This is a genomic window from Methylobacterium sp. NEAU K (genome assembly GCF_030700285.1).
Lineage (GTDB): Bacteria > Pseudomonadota > Alphaproteobacteria > Rhizobiales > Beijerinckiaceae > Methylobacterium.
Map to the genome: position 1 here is coordinate 47,668 of NZ_JAUYZJ010000010.1, position 17,676 is coordinate 65,343.

14 protein-coding genes are annotated in these 17,676 nt (G+C 71.2%); 6 read left to right on the plus strand and 8 right to left on the minus strand.

Going from position 1 to position 17,676, the window contains the following annotated elements:
- Positions 1 to 162: 162 nt before the first annotated feature.
- Positions 163 to 501 carry an MmcQ/YjbR family DNA-binding protein gene (locus Q8W67_RS10440; RefSeq protein ID WP_305544828.1) on the plus strand — a complete coding sequence of 113 codons (339 nt, stop codon included), beginning with the start codon at positions 163 to 165 and terminating at the stop codon, positions 499 to 501.
- A gap of 148 nt (positions 502 to 649) precedes the next feature.
- On the opposite strand, the gene glmM is transcribed toward Q8W67_RS10440, so the two are convergent.
- The 5 genes from glmM to pal form a co-directional block, all read right to left on the minus strand.
- On the minus strand, positions 650 to 1,990 hold the full coding sequence (gene glmM / locus Q8W67_RS10445; protein WP_305545079.1) for a phosphoglucosamine mutase: 1,341 nt from the start codon (positions 1,988 to 1,990) through the stop codon (positions 650 to 652).
- A gap of 483 nt (positions 1,991 to 2,473) precedes the next feature.
- A complete protein-coding gene (gene ftsH / locus Q8W67_RS10450) occupies positions 2,474 to 4,396 on the minus strand; it encodes an ATP-dependent zinc metalloprotease FtsH (protein ID WP_305544831.1) in 1,923 nt (640 codons plus the stop codon).
- Between the two features lie 27 nt (positions 4,397 to 4,423).
- Positions 4,424 to 5,485, minus strand: coding sequence for a tRNA lysidine(34) synthetase TilS (gene tilS / locus Q8W67_RS10455; protein ID WP_305545082.1), 1,062 nt, complete (start codon positions 5,483 to 5,485; stop codon positions 4,424 to 4,426).
- Positions 5,486 to 5,556: 71 nt separating this feature from the next.
- Positions 5,557 to 6,573: a tol-pal system protein YbgF gene (gene ybgF, locus Q8W67_RS10460; RefSeq protein WP_305544833.1), complete on the minus strand. Its 1,017-nt coding sequence runs from the start codon at positions 6,571 to 6,573 to the stop codon at positions 5,557 to 5,559.
- 118 nt (positions 6,574 to 6,691) lie between these two features.
- Positions 6,692 to 7,201, minus strand: a complete 510-nt coding sequence (gene pal, locus Q8W67_RS10465; RefSeq protein ID WP_305544836.1) for a peptidoglycan-associated lipoprotein Pal — start codon at positions 7,199 to 7,201, stop codon at positions 6,692 to 6,694.
- A gap of 373 nt (positions 7,202 to 7,574) precedes the next feature.
- On the opposite strand from pal, the gene Q8W67_RS10470 reads away from it, so the two are divergent.
- Positions 7,575 to 7,979 carry a response regulator gene (locus Q8W67_RS10470; protein WP_305544839.1) on the plus strand — a complete coding sequence of 135 codons (405 nt, stop codon included), beginning with the start codon at positions 7,575 to 7,577 and terminating at the stop codon, positions 7,977 to 7,979.
- A 12-nt stretch (positions 7,980 to 7,991) separates the two neighbouring features.
- Here the strand turns inward: Q8W67_RS10470 and Q8W67_RS10475 are convergent, their stop codons facing one another.
- Positions 7,992 to 9,026, minus strand: a complete 1,035-nt coding sequence (locus tag Q8W67_RS10475; RefSeq protein WP_305544842.1) for a WcbI family polysaccharide biosynthesis putative acetyltransferase — start codon at positions 9,024 to 9,026, stop codon at positions 7,992 to 7,994.
- Positions 9,027 to 9,099: 73 nt separating this feature from the next.
- Between Q8W67_RS10475 and Q8W67_RS10480 the strand changes: the two genes are divergently transcribed.
- From Q8W67_RS10480 to Q8W67_RS10490, 3 genes are all read left to right on the plus strand, one after another.
- Positions 9,100 to 10,167, plus strand: a complete 1,068-nt coding sequence (locus Q8W67_RS10480) for a GSCFA domain-containing protein (RefSeq protein WP_305544844.1) — start codon at positions 9,100 to 9,102, stop codon at positions 10,165 to 10,167.
- 84 nt (positions 10,168 to 10,251) lie between these two features.
- Positions 10,252 to 10,851: a nitroreductase family protein gene (locus tag Q8W67_RS10485; RefSeq protein ID WP_305544846.1), complete on the plus strand. Its 600-nt coding sequence runs from the start codon at positions 10,252 to 10,254 to the stop codon at positions 10,849 to 10,851.
- 159 nt (positions 10,852 to 11,010) lie between these two features.
- Positions 11,011 to 11,805: an SHOCT domain-containing protein gene (locus tag Q8W67_RS10490; protein ID WP_305544849.1), complete on the plus strand. Its 795-nt coding sequence runs from the start codon at positions 11,011 to 11,013 to the stop codon at positions 11,803 to 11,805.
- Positions 11,806 to 12,025: 220 nt separating this feature from the next.
- Here the strand turns inward: Q8W67_RS10490 and Q8W67_RS10495 are convergent, their stop codons facing one another.
- Positions 12,026 to 13,051, minus strand: a complete 1,026-nt coding sequence (locus Q8W67_RS10495) for an SIS domain-containing protein (protein WP_305544853.1) — start codon at positions 13,049 to 13,051, stop codon at positions 12,026 to 12,028.
- Between the two features lie 205 nt (positions 13,052 to 13,256).
- Here Q8W67_RS10495 and Q8W67_RS10500 point away from each other — a divergent pair, with 205 nt between their 5' ends.
- The gene (locus tag Q8W67_RS10500) at positions 13,257 to 14,690 is read left to right on the plus strand and encodes an FAD-linked oxidase C-terminal domain-containing protein (RefSeq protein WP_305544856.1); all 1,434 of its coding nucleotides are present in this window, start codon (positions 13,257 to 13,259) and stop codon (positions 14,688 to 14,690) included.
- Between the two features lie 12 nt (positions 14,691 to 14,702).
- Here Q8W67_RS10500 and Q8W67_RS10505 read toward each other — a convergent pair whose 3' ends face one another.
- Complete coding sequence (locus Q8W67_RS10505; RefSeq protein WP_305544858.1) at positions 14,703 to 17,495, minus strand: EAL domain-containing protein; 2,793 nt, start codon at positions 17,493 to 17,495, stop codon at positions 14,703 to 14,705.
- Positions 17,496 to 17,676: the final 181 nt, after the last annotated feature.

Consider the following 17,676-nt stretch of genomic DNA (forward strand, 5'->3'; position numbering starts at 1 on the left):
GACTGGCGAAAGCGCCGCTCGGGGAAGGATTTGCTTGTCTTGGCCGCGCCGCCTGCGCACGATCGCGGGGACGTCACTTATCGGGCGACGAGAGGCAATATGGCCGATCCGATCATCGCGTGTCCCGCGGCGGCGCCCGCGGGCGAGCCGGGCTGAGATTGCGTGCTGCCCGACGAGGTGCGCATCCTGGCGCTGATGCTGCCGGAGACGGTGGCGGGCGCCCATAGCGGCAACCCCGATTTTCGCGTCGGCGGCCGGGTGTTCGCGACCCTGTGGGTCGAGGAGGCGCGGGTGGTGCTGCGCCTCGCCCCGGAGGACCAGGCCGCCCTGTGCGCAGCCGAGCCGGACCTGTTCACGCCGCTGGACGGGGCCTGGGGCCGGCGCGGCTGGACCAACCTCGACCTCGATCTCTGCGAGGAGGAGCCCCTGCGCACCGCCCTGCTGGCCGCATGGCGGACGACCGCGTCTGCGGCCCTGCGCGCCGCCTACGATCCGGCGTGAACAAGCCGGTTCTGCAGGACCTGCGATCGAGCGTCGAGCATCAGGGTTTCAAGTGGTCCGGGACCTTATGCGGGTGCAGGGCGGAGCCCCCGAAACCCGCCAAAGGGCCGCAGGCCCTTTGGAAACCCGAACTTGTCCGCGCAAAACCTCAGGCCGCGGCCTTGGTCACCGCCTCGACCACCTCGTCGACCACTGCGTTGACGAGGCCGCGGTCGTCGCCCTCGGCCATCACGCGGATCACCGGCTCGGTGCCGGAGGGGCGGATCACCAGGCGGCCGGCATTGCCCAGCCGCGCGCGGGCATGCGCGATCGCGCTCACGACGCTGTCCTGGCGCAGGGGCTCGCCGGTCCGGTAGCGCACGTTCTTGAGGATCTGCGGCAGCGGGTCGAAGCAGTGGCAGACTTCGCTCACCGGCCGGCCCTGGCGCTGCACCACGCTCAGGAGCTGCAGTGCCGCCACCAGGCCGTCCCCGGTGGTGGTGTAGTCCGACATGATGATGTGCCCGGACTGCTCGCCGCCGAGATTGTAGCCGTGCTCGCGCATGTGCTCGAGGACGTAGCGGTCTCCCACGGCGGTGCGGGCGAGCGTCAGGCCAAGGCCGCCGAGATAGCGCTCCAGGCCGAGGTTGGACATGATCGTGGCGACGAGCCCGGGCTGGGTAAGCCGCTCGTCCTCCTGCCAGGAGCGCGCGACCACCGCCATGAGCTGGTCGCCGTCGACCACGTGGCCCTTCTCGTCGACGATCAGCACCCGGTCGGCATCGCCGTCCAGCGCGATCCCGATATCGGCCCGGCGCTCGCGCACCTTGGCGACCAGGGCCGCCGGGGCGGTGGAGCCGACATCCCGGTTGATGTTGAAGCCATCCGGCTCGGTGCCGATGGCGATCACCTCGGCGCCGAGTTCCCACAGGGTCTCGGGGGCGACCCGGTAGGCCGCGCCGTTGGCGCAGTCGACCACCACGCGCAGGCCATCCAGGGTGACATGCCGCGGCAGAGTGCGCTTGGCGAACTCGATGTAGCGGGCGTGCACGCTCTCGATGCGCTTGGCCCGGCCGAGATCGGACGAACCCGCGAGCCGCGTGTGCAGCTCAGCGTCGATCAGCCCCTCGATCTCGCGCTCGATCGCGTCGTTGAGCTTGAAACCGTCCGGCCCGAACAGCTTGATGCCGTTATCCTCGTACGCGTTGTGGGAGGCCGAGATCATCACCCCGATATCGGCCCGCATGGAGCGGGTCAGCATCGCCACCGCGGGCGTCGGCACGGGGCCGAGCAGCAGCACGTCCATGCCCACCGAGGTGAAGCCCGCCACCAGCGCGGTCTCGATCATGTAGCCCGACAGGCGCGTGTCCTTGCCGATGACCACCCGGTGGCGGTGGTCGCCGCGCTGGAACACCAAGCCGGCCGCCTGCCCGACCTTGAGGGCGAGCTCGGGGGTGATCACCCCGTTGGCTCGGCCCCGGATGCCATCGGTTCCAAAATACTTGCGCACCATCACGTCTCCGGTGACCGGGCAGAACTTAGCAGATTCGAGCGGTCGCCGGTTGCTCGGGTGCCGGCAAGGTGAATCGGGTGCTCCCCGACAAAGGCGTTCGAAATGGGGCGGGTCCACGGTCCCGGGCGACAGGATCGTCGGAAGCGTCGGCGCGACGCCCGGGGCGGTCAGGAAGCCCGGGACCACCTTGCGGAAGGGCGCCTCGCAGATGCGGGTGCCGAGGCATGGCGGGGTATGCCCTTCCGGAGCCTTCTCACCCTGCCTCCTCGCGGCCGGTGGAGGAGAGAGGGGGTCCGTCGTGTCCGCTCAGATTTCAGGGCGCTCATTCCGGGCACCCTCGGGATGCGAGGGGTGCGGAGGGGAGAAGGAACGACGCCGCCAAGGCGTGACGGTCCGCGCTCCGTCAAGCAGAGGGCCCGGAGCACGGCGCACGACGAAAAAGGGCGCCTCTCGGCGCCCTTCCCGTCTCGTCCCGTAGCCTCAGGCCTGCGGCTGCGGCTCCAGGCCACCATCGCTCTCCTTCGGCCGGCCGCGGCCCGCGGAGGGAACCGAGGAGCCCCGGGCGGGCGTCGGGGGCACGTCGCCGCCATCGCGGATGGGCGGCTGGCCCTTCAGGAGATTGCGGATCTCCTCGCCCGAGAGGGTCTCGTATTCGAGGAGCCCCTGGGCCAGCGCCTCCAGGTCGTCCTTGTGCTCGGCGAGGATGCGGCGCGCCTCCTCCAGGCCGGTCTCGACGAGACGGCGGACCTCGGCGTCGATCTTCTGGGCGGTCGATTCGGAGACCGATTGCTGCCGGCCCATCGACATCCCGAGGAAGACCTCGTCGTTGTTCTCGCCATAGGCCACGGTGCCGAGCTCGGGCGAGAAGCCCCAGCGGGTCACCATCATCTTGGCCAGCCGGGTCGCCTGCTCGATGTCGGACTGGGCGCCCGAAGTCACCTTGTCACGGCCGAAGGTCATCTCCTCGGCGATGCGGCCGCCCATCATGATCGCCAGCCGCGAGGTCATCTGCTCGAAGCTCATGGAGAGCTTGTCGCGCTCAGGGAGCTGCATGACCATGCCGAGCGCCCGGCCGCGGGGGATGATGGTCGCCTTGTGCACCGGGTCGGTGGCCGGGACGTTGAGGGCGACGATGGCGTGGCCGCCCTCGTGATAGGCGGTGAGCCGCTTCTCGTCCTCGGTCATGACCAATGTACGCCGCTCGGCGCCCATCATGACCTTGTCCTTGGCGTCCTCGAACTCGTGCATCGTGACGATGCGTTTTCCGCGACGGGCGGCGAGGAGCGCGGATTCGTTGACCAGGTTCATCAGGTCGGCACCCGAGAAGCCCGGAGTGCCGCGCGCGATGGTCTTCAGGTCGACGTCGGGGGCCAGCGGCACCTTGCGGACGTGGACCCGCAGGATGCGCTCGCGGCCGGTGACGTCCGGGTTCGGCACCATGATCTGGCGGTCGAACCGGCCGGGACGCAGCAGGGCCGGGTCGAGCACGTCCGGGCGGTTCGTCGCCGCGATGATGATGACGCCTTCGTTGGCCTCGAACCCGTCCATCTCCACGAGGAGCTGGTTCAGGGTCTGCTCGCGCTCGTCGTTGCCGCCGCCGAGGCCGGCGCCGCGATGGCGGCCGACCGCGTCGATCTCGTCGATGAAGATGATGCAGGGGGCGTTCTTCTTGGCCTGCTCGAACATGTCGCGCACGCGGCTCGCGCCGACGCCCACGAACATCTCGACGAAGTCGGAGCCCGAGATGGTGAAGAACGGCACGTTGGCCTCGCCGGCCACGGCGCGGGCGATCAGGGTCTTGCCGGTGCCGGGCGGGCCGACGAGCAGCACGCCGCGCGGGATCCGGCCGCCGAGGCGCTGGAATTTTTGGGGGTCGCGGAGGAATTCCACGATCTCCTGCAGGTCCTCCTTGGCCTCTTCGACGCCGGCGACGTCGTCGAAGGAGACGCGGCCGTGGGCCTCGTTCAGGAGCTTGGCCTTCGACTTGCCGAAGCCCATGGCGCGGCCAGCGCCGGACTGCATCTGGCGCGACAGGAAGATCCAGGCGCCGATGAAGACGAGAATCGGCAGCCAGCTCACCAGAAGCTGGATGAACCAGGGCGTGTTGTCGGAAGGCGGGCGCGCGGTGATCTGCACGCCCTTACCCTGGAGCTTGGAGACCAGGCTCGGGTCGTTGGGCGCGTAGCTCGTGAAATTGCCGCCCCCGACATAGGTGCCGGACACGTCCTGCCCGGAGATCACCACCGTCTGGATCTTGCCGGCATCGGCATCGTTGAGGAGCTGGCTGTAGGCGATCTCGCTGCCGCCCCCCCGATGCCCCGGGTTCTGGAACAGGGTGACGAGGGCCAGCACCAGCAGGAAGATGACGACCCACAAGGCAAAGTTGCGAAAATTCGGGTTCATCGATCGATCCTTGGTGCGTGCGACCCCCTAGACGGACGCGCCGCTCGGCTTTGTCGGTCCATCCGTGCACACCTCGCCAATGTAAGCAGGGGGCTCCCCCTTGCCAAGTAAGTCGAGCCCCCCTGCGGCGAGGGCAGCATCGGCCGCCTTTTGCCGGCGCGGGGGAGCGGGGGCGAGGCTGATGATGCCGGCGGCATCGGACGCGACCAGGAATCCCGCCAGCGTGCGTCGACTCGCCTCCCGGCGGCGCAGGGCCGGCAGCAGGGTCCCGAGGATTAGGGCCTCGAGGCGCTCCAGACGGCGGGGCCCGGCGCCCGCCCGCGTCAGGGCCCCGTCGAGGCAGCGCAGGGCCACCGCCTCCGGCAGGGCCGCGAGCGCGGCGCCGTCGAGACGCAGGGGCGGTCCTCCCGGGAGCAGAGCCGCGTCCAGGGCTTGCTCCGCCGCGATCCGGAGCGCGGCGTCGTCGCGGGCGGCGCGCTCGGCGAGGCGGGCGAGGCGCTGCGGGCTCAGGCCCTCCCGCTCAAGGACCGGCCAGGCGGCCCGCAGGCGGGCGCGGGCGAAGCGCGGATCGGCATTGGCGGGATCGCGCAGGTGCAGGATGCCCCTGGCCTCGCACCACGCCACCAGGGCGGCCTTTGGCAGGTTCAGGAACGGCCGCCCGAGCGCGATGCCGGGGGCGAGCGGGCGCTCGACGCGCATGCCGGCGAGCCCCGCAGGGCCACTGCCGGCGGCGAGCCGCATCAGCACGGTCTCGGCCTGGTCGTCCAGGGTATGCCCGGTGAGTACGAGGCCGGCACCGATCTTCTCCGCGTGGGCGGCCAGCAGGGCGTAGCGGGCCGCCCGGGCCGCATCCTGCAGGCCGGTGCCGGGCTTCGGCCCCGCCCAGGACAGGACCGCGTGCGGCAGGCGGAGCGCCCGGGCCGCGCGTGCGACGCCCTCCGCCTCCGCGGCGGATGCGGGACGCAGGCCGTGATCCACGGTGGCGACCTGGATGGCGACCTGCGCGGATGCGCCCGGCGCCGCGCCGACGGCCGCGGCGGCGTGCATCAGGGCGGTCGAATCGGGCCCGCCGGAGACGGCGAGCAGCACGCCGCGCCCGGCGCGGGCGCACCGGTCGAGCCAGGGGGCGATGGCGCGGAGGACCGGGTCGTCCGGTTCGCTCAAGCGGCGCAGCGGGCGCGCTTCCGCTCGCGGGTGACGCCCTGGCGGACGCCCGTACCTGCGTTCGGGAATTTCCGGTCCAGCTCGGCGAGTGTTGCGCAGGCCTGCTCGCGGGCGCCGAGCGCGTTGAGCGTGACGCCGAGCTTCAGCATCGCCTCCGGGGCCTGGGCGGAGCGGGCATAGTCGGTGGAGACCTTGAGGAACTGCTCCGCGGCCTCACGGTTGCGGCCGCGGGCGAGGTAGCTCTCGCCGAGCCAGTAGGTCGCCCCGGCGACCCGGTTGTCGCGCGGGTGCGACTGGATGAACTGGCGCAGGCCCATCTCGGCCTGCTCGTATTGCCGGGCGCGGAACAGCTCGACCGCGGCGTCGTAATCCGCGGCCGGGTCGCCGGTCCGTGTGGCGGCCACGCTCTCGGAGGGGCGGGCCGCCGGAGCCGGGATCGCTCCGGTGCGGGCGGGAGGCCGCAGATCCACCGGCTCATCGTAGCCGGGGGCGGCCGCCTCGGCATCCGGATCCTCGTCGTCGATCGCGGCCCGGGGCAGCGCCTGCGGCCGTGCGGGGGCAGCCTCGACCGCCTCCGCGGCCTCGCGGGACGGCAGGGGCGCGGAGGGCTGCGTGCTGCCGAGCTGCATCGGCGCCCCGGGGGCCCCGGGGGCCTGTGACGGATCGAAGGCGTCGCCGCGCTTGCCCGGGCGCCCGGCGCCCGGATTGCCGCCGTTGACGGCGCCGGACGGGGCCGCGGGAGCCGGGGCGGCCGATGGGGCGGATCGGCCGCCGCCTTTGCCCTCGTTCAGGCGAAACTCGACGTCCTCCTGGAACTTGCGCAGCTGCTCTTTCAGCTGCCGGTTCTCGTACTGGAGGGTCTCGATCTGCCCGGCCATGAGCCGGGACTGGTTCTCGATCCGCCCGAGGCGCACCACAAGTTCCGAGGCGTCCTGCGCGGCGGCCGGATGACCGAGGAGGACGGCGCCGAGAATCGTCGTGAGCGCGAGGTGGGTTCGTAGACGGGCGGGCATGATGCGGCTGCGGTCCGGTGGAAGCGCGAGGCCCTATCAGATGCGCCGATCCGCGGCAAAACTGCGGCGCGACGGGGGCGGGGATCGGTCACGCCTCCCGACGCTGCCGCGGGGCGGCTTACGCGCCGGCGCCGCGGTCGAGGACGATCACGGCGCGGCGGTTCTGGGACCAGCAGGAGATGTCGTTGCAAACCGCTACCGGCCGCTCCTTGCCGTAGGAGACCGTCCGCATCCGGTTCCCCGCGATGCCCCGGGTGGCCAGGTAGTCGTTGACCGCCTGGGCCCGCCGGGCGCCGAGCGAGAAATTGTATTCGCGGGTGCCGCGCTCGTCGGCATGGCCCTCGATGATGAACGTGTAGCGCGGGTAGCGCTGCAGCCACGCCGCCTGCTTGTCGAGGGTCGCGGTCGCGGTGGGCGTCAGGTCGGTGGAATCCGATTCGAAGAAGACCCGGTCTCCGATATTGACGACGAAGTCCTGCGCGCTGCCCGGGGTCGCGGCACCCGCTCCGAACGCGGAGGCGTCCGCGAGGTCCTTGTCGTTGCTGCAGGCGCCGAGCCCGAGGGCGGCGCAGAGCGCGAGGCCGAGGGCGGCGGTACGCAAGGGGTGGGCGCGAAGGCGCTGGGGCATGATTCGTTCAACTCCTCGAGCGGTGCCGAAGGCCGGCTGCGGGTCTTCGAGGCGGGTCCGCGTAGTCCTGAGCGCCGTCGTAGGCGCGGATGGTTAAGCGACGGTTCCAGCCGGCACCACGGAGCGCCTGGAGCAATAGGCCTGGCGGCCCGCGCCGGTCGGCGGCGTGCGCTGCCGCACGCAGGCGGCTGCTGACGCGCCCGGAATGCGGCGGCTGCGGGGCGATCGGGCAAGCGCGGCCATTTCCGGCCCGCAGGTTGCGGCGATGCAACAGGACCTGTCGCGGGCGAACGTCGCCGATCTGGCAGGGCCGTTAAGAATTCCTCAACCCTGTCGGTTGTTGATTCGACCGGTCGATCACTGGACCTTGACCATGCCCAGCGCCCAGTGCGTCCTCATCGTCGAGGATAGCTACCTGCTCCTCGAGATCATCGCGAGCCTGTGCGAGACGCAGGGCATCCGGGTGATCGAGGCCTCCACGGGTGAGGCCGCGCTGACGCTCCTGCGCGCGCGCGGGGCTGAGATCGACTGGCTGCTCACCGACATCCATTTGCCCGGGCTGATCGACGGCTGGACGGTGGCCCACGCGTTCCGGGCGATCCACGCCGACCGGCCGGTGGTCTACACCTCGACCGACGCGAGCGGGGGCCGCGGCGTGCCCGGCAGCCTGTTCCTGCGCAAGCCGTTCCAGGTGCAGGAGGTGAACCGGCTGGTCCGGATGATGGTCGAGGGCCTCGGCGAGGCGTCTCTCAGCGCCCCCCTCTGCGCGGCGGGCTGAGGCCGCCCGGTCTCAGCCGGCCCGGAACAGAGCCACGATCTCCGGCGCGGCGAGCCAGGCCTCCACCCGCGGGCAGGCGAGGTCGCCGCGGGGCGTGGCATCGTAGATCGCGAAACTCGCCGCGATGAAGCCCGGCAGGTCGTAGAGCTTCGGGAATTCGTCGCCCCGTGGCTTCATCTTGAACAGGAACGAGCCGGTCAGGCCGAAATGCTCGGCGATCGCCGGATAGATCGGCCAGACCACATCCTGGGCCAGCTCGTCGCCGAGGTAATCCTCGATCTCCACGGGCTCGGGCGCCAAGCCGCCCTCCTGGAGCAGCCGCCGGGCGATGTCGCCGATGACGAAGGCCTTGGGGTGGTTCATCACGTGCATGAAAGCGCCCCGGCGCGCCCAGCGGGTCACCTCGCGATCCAGGCCGAAGCCTAACGCGGAGGCGGCCCCGACGAGTTCGTGCACGGCGGGATCCCAGTGGTCGAGATAGCCCAGGCGCCGGAACACGTCCTCGCGGAACAGGCCGGCGGTGCGGCCGGCATCGAGGCCGAGGCGGTGGGCGCAGAGCGCGATCGCCGAATGGTACTGCCCCATCGGCGAGGGGGCGAGCTTCAGGGCCGCCAGGTCCGAGGCTTGCCCGACATAGACCATGTCCGGATGGAAGGCCGAGAACACGATCGACGGGAACAGCTTGAGCCGCGGATCGGCCTCCCGCAAGGTGGCGATGTCGCCGCCCGGGATCAGCCCGGCGGGAAATGCCTGTGAGAAGACGTGATCGTGGGAGCGCAGCGTCCGGATCAAGCCGTCGATATGGCCGTGGTCGCGCTTCAGCGAGCCCATGGGCAGGTAGCGCACGGCGCTGCGCGGCGCGAGCAGGCGCATCGCCTGGGCTACGCCCCGCGCCTGGCAATTGCCCAGCACCGCGATGGCGGGCCCGTCGCGCGACGCGGCGGTGCGCGAGCGGTTTCGCCATGGTGTCGCCCAGGTGGGCGCCCAACTGGACGTCGACAGAGAAAAAGCGCTGCGGGCGCGCCGGGGCAGATCGTTCAGGGCCACGTCGCGTGCCGGTGTCAGCGAACGGCTCGGCGCCCCCGAGGGCGGTGGCCGTCGTGAAGAAGAGGGTTCGAGGATGGCGTTGAATCCGTATACGGGTCTACCGGCCGAGCGATTCTGGCGCAAGGTCGTGACCAACGTGCCGCCCTTCGCGGTCAATCCGCACCCGAAGGACACCTTCGTGATCGGGCCGACCGACAAGGTCGCCACCGGCGGCTCCTGCTTCGCGCAGCGGGTGGCCGAGGCGGTGCGCGGTGCCGGCTTCAACTACTACCTGACCGAGCCGCCCCCCCCCGGCATGAGCGCCGAGGAGGCCAATGCCCGCCAGTTCGGCACCTTCTCGGCCCGGTACGGCAACCTCTACTACACGCGCCAGTTCGTGCAGCTGTTCGACCGGGCCTACGGCCGGTTCGAGCCGGAGCTGAAGGCGTGGCTGCGCGACGACGGGCGCTACGTCGACCCGTTCCGCCCGACCGTCGAGCCGGCGGGATTCGCCAGCGAGGCCGAGGTCGTCGCCGCCCGGGACGCGCATCTCGCCGAGGTGCGCCGGCTGTTCGAGACCCTCGACGTGTTCGTGCTGACGCTCGGCCTCACCGAGGGCTGGCGCTGGCGGGCCGACGGCGCCGCGCTGCCGCTGGCCCCCGGGGTCGCGGGCGGCACCTTCGACCCGGAGCTCTACGAATGCGTCAACGCGGGCGCGGCGGAGGTGCTCGCCGACCTCAACGGCTTCCTCGACCGGCTCTGGAGCGTGAACCCGAAGGCGCGGGTGATCTTCACGGTCTCGCCGGTGCCGATGATCGCGACCTACATGGACCGGCACGTGATGGAGTCGAACAGCTACTCCAAGTCGGTGCTGCGGGTGGCGGCCGGCGAGGTGGTCGGCCGGGGCGACCCGCGGGCGGTCTACTTCCCCGCCTACGACATCGTCACGAGCAACGTGAATGCCGGGCGCTACTACAACGAGGACCAGCGCACCATCAACGACGCGGGCGTGCGCCACGTCATGCGCCTGTTCCTGGCGACCTTCGCGCGCGACCGGGCGAGCGCGGCCCCGGTCCACGCGCCCGTGGACCTCGCGGCCGAGTTCGAGGGCAATGCCGGGGTGATCTGCGACGAGGAGGAGATCGAGCGCAGCGTGGCGTGAGGGTCAGAGGGTTTGCCATCGGCCAAGCGTTTCGGGCAAGCTCGGCTTTGCCCGGGCGCCTGTGCCCCTCGCGGAGACGATCCCTTGAGCCTTCCCCCGCCCCGCCGGCCCGACCACGACATCGACCCGGTCTTCGTCGCGCGGAACTCGCCCCGCGCCTTCACGGGCGAGGCGCTGCCCGAATCCGAGCTGATGCGGATGATCGAGGCGGCGCGCTGGTCGCCGTCGGCGTACAATTCGCAACCCTGGCGCTTCCTCTACGCGCTCCGGGGCGACGCGAACTGGGACACGTTCTTCGGCCTGCTCGTGCCCGCCAACCAGAAATGGGTTTCGGGCACCGGCGCGATCCTGTTCCTGGTCTCGAACGGCCTCATGAAGGTGGGCGACGCGCTGAAGCCGTCCTACAGCCACTCCTTCGATACGGGCAGCGCATCGCTGGCGTTCCAGCTCCAGGCGATCCACCAGGGCTGGCACGCCCACGGCATGGCCGGCTTCGACCATGTCCGCGCCCCCGAGGTCCTGCGCCTGCCCGAGAATCACCGGATCGAGGCCGCCTTCGCGGTGGGCCGCAAGACGCCTGAGGCCGACCTCACCGAGGAACAGCGGCCCCGCGAGGCGCCGAACGGCCGCCGGCCGATCACGGACTTCGTCATCGCGGGCGCCTTCCCGCACGCGGTGGATTAGGGCGCTCCGGAACCGGGTTGCACGACCGGGGATTGTGTGGGCATCGCAACGACGCCGGGGCGGGCCTCAGGATATCCGCCTCGGAGCCGGCCCTTTGCCAGACGGGCCGGGAATCCTGTGCGCATCCTGTCCGCCCTTCGACGATTCGGGAGCCGGCTCATGAACCCGAAGCCTTCGGACTGGAAGCCGTCTGATCCGTCCGACGGCGACGCCGCGGCGTTCCCCGATGAAGGCCGGTCCGGCCGGGCATCGGGTCTGCGCGCCGTGGCCGAGCGCCATGGTATCAGCCTCGACGCGGTGCGCCACCTGATGCGGGCGCTGGAGCGCGGCCACGGGACGATGGCGCAGTTCGACCATCCCGATCTCGGCGGGATGGGCCAGTGGTTCGCCGGCGGCATGGTGATGGTCGGCCGGATGTTCGACGACGGCCTGAAGGCGCGGGTCGACGCCCTCTGCACCGAACTCGCTGGGGCGCTGCCGGCGGACGGGTTCACGGAGGCGGCGCCCGAATCGCAGCGCGGCGGCGGCGCATGGTGGCCCGCCGGTCTCGGACACCCCGCCAGCGCCGGCTCGCAGAACGGGATGCGCTACGCTTACTTCCCCGAGACTCGGCGGCTCGCCGTCGAGTCGGGTTCCGGCATCGCGGTCTACGACACCGGCGAGCACGCCATCTCTGGGGTATCGCAGGCGAACGGCAGCCTCGACTTCACCGGGCCGCAGGGCGTCGTCGCCCTCGACCGCCTGCGCCGTATCGAGGCCGAGACGGCGGCCCCCCGTCAGGCCGATCCCCCCGAACCGCCCGCCTCCCGGCCTCGGCCGGTCTCGGCCGCCGCGCCGGAGCCGTCACGCGACGTGCTGGCGACCATCGAGCGGCTGGCGGAGCTGCACGCCAGGGGCGTGCTCACCGAGCGGGAATTTTCCGACAAGAAGACCGAGCTTCTGGCGCGGTTGTGAGATCGTGTTCGAGCGCCGGCCCCTTCGGCCGTCGAGACTTCGATACTCCCATCCGCGATCTCATCCTGAGGCGCCGAAGCGTAGCGTAGGCCGCGAAGGAGCCCTCCAGAGATCACAGCCACTTCCGGCGGGCTCCTTCGAGGCCCGCTCTGACGCGGGTCCCTCAGGATGAGGCGGCGGACGGGTGTATCCCCCTTCTAGTCGGCCGATCTCCGGCCGGTCAGGCGATGCCGGCGCGCAGGAGGTCGTGGACGTGGACGATGCCCACGGGTCGTCCGTCCGCGACCGCGAACACCGCGGTGATCAGCCGGCGGTTCATCAGTTCCAGGGCGGCCTGGGCGAGCTTGTGCGGCTCCACGGTGATCGGCTCCCGGGTCATGATCGCCGAGACCGGGGTGTCGAGGATCTCCGGCCCCATGTGGCGGCGCAGATCGCCATCGGTGACGATACCGACCAGGCGCCCGGCCCCGTCGGTGACGCCGACGCAGCCGTAGCGGCGCGCCGCGATCTCGATCAGCACCTCGGACATGAGGGCGGTCTCGTGCACCAGCGGCATGTCCTGGGGGCCGTGCATGACCTGCTGCACGGTCTTGAGGCGGGCCGCCAGGGTGCCGCCGGGATGGAGGGTGTGGAACCGGGCCGAGGTGAAGCCGCGCCGCTCCAGGAGCGCCACCGCCAGGGCGTCGCCGAGCGCCAGCTGGATCAGGCTGGAGGAGGTCGGGGCGAGATCGTGCGGGCAGGCCTCGCGCACCCGCGGCAGCTCCAGGAGCACATCGGCGGCCTTGCCCAGGGTGCTGGCGCCGTTGCGGGTGATGGCCACCAGCGGGATCGAGAAGCGGCGGCTGAAGCCCACGAGGTCGGACAGCTCCGCGGTCTCCCCGGACCACGACAGGGCGATGATCACGTCGTCGCGGGCGATCATCCCGAGGTCGCCGTGGCTCGCCTCGGTGGGGTGGACGAAGAACGCGTGGGTGCCCGTGGAGGCCAGCGTCGCGGCGATCTTGCGGCCGATATGCCCGCTCTTGCCGATGCCGCTGACGATGACCCGGCCCTTGCTCTGGAGGATCGTCTGCACCGCCTCCTCGAAGGCCACGCCGAGGCTGCCCTGGAACGCCGCGCTGGTCTCCTGCAGGGCGGTGATCCCCAATTGCAGGCTGCGGATCCCGACGTCGCGGGTGCTGGCGAGGTTCGCGGACGCCGAATCGTAGAGGTCGTCGCGCAGGGCGCTGGAGGCGGGAGCGTTCATCGTTTCCGATCTGGACCCGGCGACCGGATCCGGCGCCGCGAGGGCGAGGCGAAGCGTGTCCGGCGACGCTATGGAGCCGTCGTGGTTGAAATGTGACGCCGGGACGACGGAGCGCCGCATCCCGGTCGAAGCCCTGCCGGTTGAAGCCGCGCCCGCGCGGGTCCATGGTCCCGGCACGCCACCACGCAACGAGGGCCCAAGCCCCATGACCATCCGCTTTCCCGAGCCCGACCCGAAAATCCTCGCCCGGCGCGATGCGATCCTGGCGGGCCTGGCGCCCCTGGTGGCCCCGGAGGCCCTGGTGACCAGCGAGGACGAGCGCCGGGCCTTCGAGACGGACGGACTGACCGCCTACCGGCAGATGCCACTCGCGGTGGTTCTGCCTTCGACCACCGCGGAGGTCGCGGCGGTGATGGCGTATTGCCATGCCGAGGGCGTCCGGGTGGTGCCGCGCGGCGCCGGGACCTCGCTCGCGGGCGGGGCGATCGCGCAGGGCGACGCGATCATCCTGGGCGTCGGCAAGATGACCCAGGTCCTCGACCTCGATTTCGAGAACCGCAGCGCGCGGGTGCAGAGCGGACTCACCAACCTGGCGATCTCGGGCGCGGTGGCGCACGAGGGCTTCTTCTACGCCCCCGACCCGTCGAGCCAGCTCGCCTGCACCATCGCGGGCAACATCGCGATGAATTCCGGCGGCGCGCATTGCCTCAAGTACGGGGTGACCACCAACAACCTGATGGGCGTCACCCTGGTGCTCAACGACGGCACCGTGGTCGAGATCGGCGGCCAGCACCTCGACAGCCCGGGCTACGATCTGCTGGGCCTGATCTGCGGGTCCGAGGGCCAGCTCGGCATCGTCACCGAGGCGACCGTGCGGATCCTGCGCGCCGCAGAGGGCGCGCGGCCGGTCCTCGTCGGCTTCTCGAAGGTCGAGGATGCGGGCGATTGCGTCGCCGCGATCATCGCGGCCGGCATCATCCCGGTGGCGATCGAGTACATGGACCGCGAGGCGATCCTGATCACCGAGGATTTCGCGAAGGCCGGCTATCCGCGCGACGCCGAGGCGATGCTGATCATCGAGGTCGAGGGCTCCGATGCGGAATGCGACGCGATGCTTGCGCGGATCGAGGCCATCGCGAAGGATTTTCGGCCGACCAGCCTGCGGGTCTCCCGCTCGGAGTCCGAATCCGCCGCGATCTGGAAGGGCCGCAAGTCGGCCTTCGGCGCCACCGGACGCATCTCCGATTACATCTGCATGGACGGCACCATCCCGACCGGCCAGCTCGGACCGGTGCTGGAGCGCATCGGGGCGATCTGCGCCGGCCACGGCCTGCGGGTCGCCAACGTCTTCCACGCGGGCGACGGCAACCTCCACCCGCTGATCCTGTTCGACATCAACAAGCCGGGCGAGCTGCAGAAGGCGGAAGCCGCCGGGGACGAGATCCTCAAGCTCTGCGTCGAGGTCGGCGGCTGCCTCACCGGCGAGCACGGCGTCGGCATCGAGAAGCGCGACCTGATGCGCTTCCAGTTCGGGCAGGCGGACCTGGAGCAGCAGATGCGGGTCAAGGCCGTGTTCGACCCTGACTGGATGCTGAACCCCGCCAAGGTCTTCCCGCTGGAGGGGCGGCTGGGGGCCTGACCGGGCCGACGGTCAGGCGGCCACGCCGGGCTCGGCATCCCGGTCCGGCGCCGGACCGAGGGCGCGCAGGCTGTCGGATGTCAGGGCCAGGATCGCGGCGAGGCCCGACACGGGCGCCGGCCTGCCGAACAGGTAGCCCTGCAGCTCGTGGCAGCCCTCCTCCCGCAGGATCTGCGCCTGCTCTGGCGTCTCGACCCCCTCGGCCAGGACGTCGATCTTCAGGGCCTTCCCGAGCCAGATCATGGCCCGCAGGATCGCGACGCTGCCCCCATCGCGGGCGAGGCTGCGCACGAAGCACTGGTCGATCTTGAGCTTGTCGAACGGGAACCGGTGCAGGTAGCTGAGGCTCGAATACCCGGTCCCGAAATCGTCCATGGCGATCCGTACGCCCGCGGCGCGGAACTCCCGCAGGAGGGCGAGGTTCGCGGCGTTGTCCTGCAGCAGGACGGACTCGGTGATCTCGAGTTCGAGGCGGTCCGGGCTCAGGCCGCTGACGGCGAGCGCCGCCCGCACGTCCGCGCCGAGGCCCTCGCCGATGAACTGCAGGGGCGACAGGTTGACGGCGATCCTGACGGGCTCGGGCCAGCGAGCGGCCGCCGTGCAGGCCGTGGCCAGGACCCAGGCGCCCAGCGGCTTGATCAGACCGATCTCCTCGGCCAGCGGGATGAACTCCTCCGGGCTGACGGGGCCGTGCTGGGGATGGCGCCAGCGCAGCAGGGCCTCGAAGCCGTGCAGGGCCTGGCTGTGCGCCCCGACGATCGGCTGGTAGTGCAGCTCGAACTGGCCCTCGGCGAGGGCGCGGCGCAGGTCCGTTCCGAGCTGCCGCCGGCGCTGGATCTCGACATCCATCGCCGGGTCGAAGAAGCGCCAGGTGCCGCGTCCGGCGGCCTTGGCCTGGTACAGGGCGATATCGGCCTGCCGCAGGAGCGTGGCGGCCGTGCCGGACGTGCCCTCGGCCACCGCGATGCCGATGCTGGTGCCGATCGCGAGCGTGTGGCCGTTCACCATGATCGGCGCCTCGAGCGCCTCGACGAGGCGCCGGGCCAGGCGCGCCGCATCCGCGGGCGGGCCGGGCGTCCCCTGGACGACGGCGAACTCGTCGCCGCCGAGCCGGGCCACGAGGTCGTCCTGCGCCACCCTGTCGACGAATCGGGCCGCCACCGCGCAGAGCAGCGCGTCGCCGACCGGGTGCCCGTAGGTGTCGTTGATGACCTTGAACCCGTCGAGGTCGAGGCACAGCACCGTGGCCGGGCCGCCCCCGTCGCGGCGTCCGAGCGCCGCATCCATGCGCTCCTTCAGGACCAGGCGGTTCGGCAGGCCGGTGAGCGCGTCGTGCCGGGCCATGTGGGCCATACGGGCCTCGCTCCGGCGGCGCTCGGTGACGTCCTCGTGGGTGCAGAGCCAGCCGCCGCCGGGGATCGGCGCGTGGACCACGTCGACCGCCCGGCCGTCGGCGAAGTCGCAGGTGAGGGCGACCGCGTGGCCGTGCGCCGCCGTCCGCTCGCAGGCCGTCACGAGCGCCTGCGAGGCAACGGGTCCGAGGCCGCGCTGCGGGACGCCCAAATGGTCGAGCAGGGCATGGAGCGCGGTACCCGGCCGGCGCAGGTCGTCGGGGACCGCGTACATCTGCGCGTAGCGCGCGTTCATGACGATGAGCGTGCCGTCGCGATCGAACAGGCACAGGCCCTGGACCATGTTGTCCAGGGCGATGCCGAACCGGGCATCCTGGACGCGGCGATCCCGTTCGCTGCGCTCGCGCGCCTCGGCCGCGGCGCGGGCCGCCTCGGCCTGGGCGAGCTGCTCCTGTGCGCGGGTCTGCCGCCGGCCGATCAGGACCAGGCCGAGCAGGCCCAGATCGAGCAGGATCGCGCCGGTGCCGACGATGGCCGCCTGCTGGCGCCACGCCGCCAGGCAGGCCTCCGCGGTGCGGCTGACGCTGAGGACCAGCGGGTAGTTCTTCAGCGCATGGGCCGCGATGAGGCGGTCCTGACCGTCGATCGGGCTGACCGTGCGCAGGACATCGCCGGGCATGTTCCGCGACGCGATCAGGGCCGCGCCCGCCCCCGGGAAGATCCGGCCGATCGTCCCGTCGCGGCGCGGGTGCCGGACCAGAAGCATGCCGTCGTTGCGGAACAGCGACACGACGGCATCGTCCGCGGGCGAGATCTGCGCGTACAGATCCTCGAAATAGCCGAGTTCGACGGCGCCCAGGATGAGGCCGAGGAACGCGCCCGCCGGCGTCGCGACCTTCCGGGCGATGTAGATCGTCCAGGCGCCGTCCCCGCGGTTCTGGACGGGCCGGCCCACGTAGCGCTGCAGGTTCCGGTCGGACGACAGCACCTTGAAGTAGTCCCGGTCGGCGATGTTGACGTTCGGGATCGGCCAGTAGCGGCTGAAGTTCAGCAGCGTCCCGGCCCGATCCACGAGGGTGATGGCGTTCGCCTGCGGCAGCGCGGCGATCCAGGTCTGGAGCGCCATATGCATCGTGAGCTTGGAGGCGGTCTCGGCATAGTGTTCCGCCGTAGTGACCTGCGCCGTGCGGAATTCCGCCAGGACGGCGTCCTGGACGAGCTCGATCGCCTGCAGGGACCGGTCCGCCTGATCGGCCAGGACCGTGGCGAGGCCACTCAGGCTCCGCTCGTTGTCGTCGACCGCGCGCGTCTGCAGGTGGACGATGAACAGCCCGGCCGAGCCCGTGATCAGGAGGGCGAGACCGAGGGCGGCCCAGGCGCGCAGATCGAGCGCCTGCTGCCAGGTGCGCCGGGTCGTGCGCGTGATGAACGGGATGATGGACCTGGAAGCCAACGGCCACGCTCGAACGATATCGAGACCAGCGCTATAGGGGCTCCGTTAACGAGCTGTTGGTTCGAACAAGCAGATCCGGGAGTCGAGTCTACAATCGCTCTCCCAGGCGATCAAAGTCTGGTTACGGAGCATCGCCCCGAAAGGTGGCCGCCGGCTTTCGGGAAAAAGGCGGTGCCGGGCG

Bases quoted from the DNA above. Each gene is read 5' to 3' on its own strand.
- ftsH (WP_305544831.1), bottom strand. From the start codon at position 4,396: ATGAACCCGAATTTTCGCAACTTTGCCTTGTGGGTCGTCATCTTCCTG.
- Q8W67_RS10500 (WP_305544856.1), top strand. From the start codon at position 13,257: ATGACCATCCGCTTTCCCGAGCCCGACCCGAAAATCCTCGCCCGGCGC.
- Q8W67_RS10470 (WP_305544839.1), top strand. From the start codon at position 7,575: ATGCCCAGCGCCCAGTGCGTCCTCATCGTCGAGGATAGCTACCTGCTC.
- ybgF (WP_305544833.1), bottom strand. From the start codon at position 6,573: ATGCCCGCCCGTCTACGAACCCACCTCGCGCTCACGACGATTCTCGGC.
- pal (WP_305544836.1), bottom strand. From the start codon at position 7,201: ATGCCCCAGCGCCTTCGCGCCCACCCCTTGCGTACCGCCGCCCTCGGC.
- Q8W67_RS10480 (WP_305544844.1), top strand. From the start codon at position 9,100: ATGGCGTTGAATCCGTATACGGGTCTACCGGCCGAGCGATTCTGGCGC.
- Q8W67_RS10490 (WP_305544849.1), top strand. From the start codon at position 11,011: ATGAACCCGAAGCCTTCGGACTGGAAGCCGTCTGATCCGTCCGACGGC.
- Q8W67_RS10495 (WP_305544853.1), bottom strand. From the start codon at position 13,051: ATGAACGCTCCCGCCTCCAGCGCCCTGCGCGACGACCTCTACGATTCG.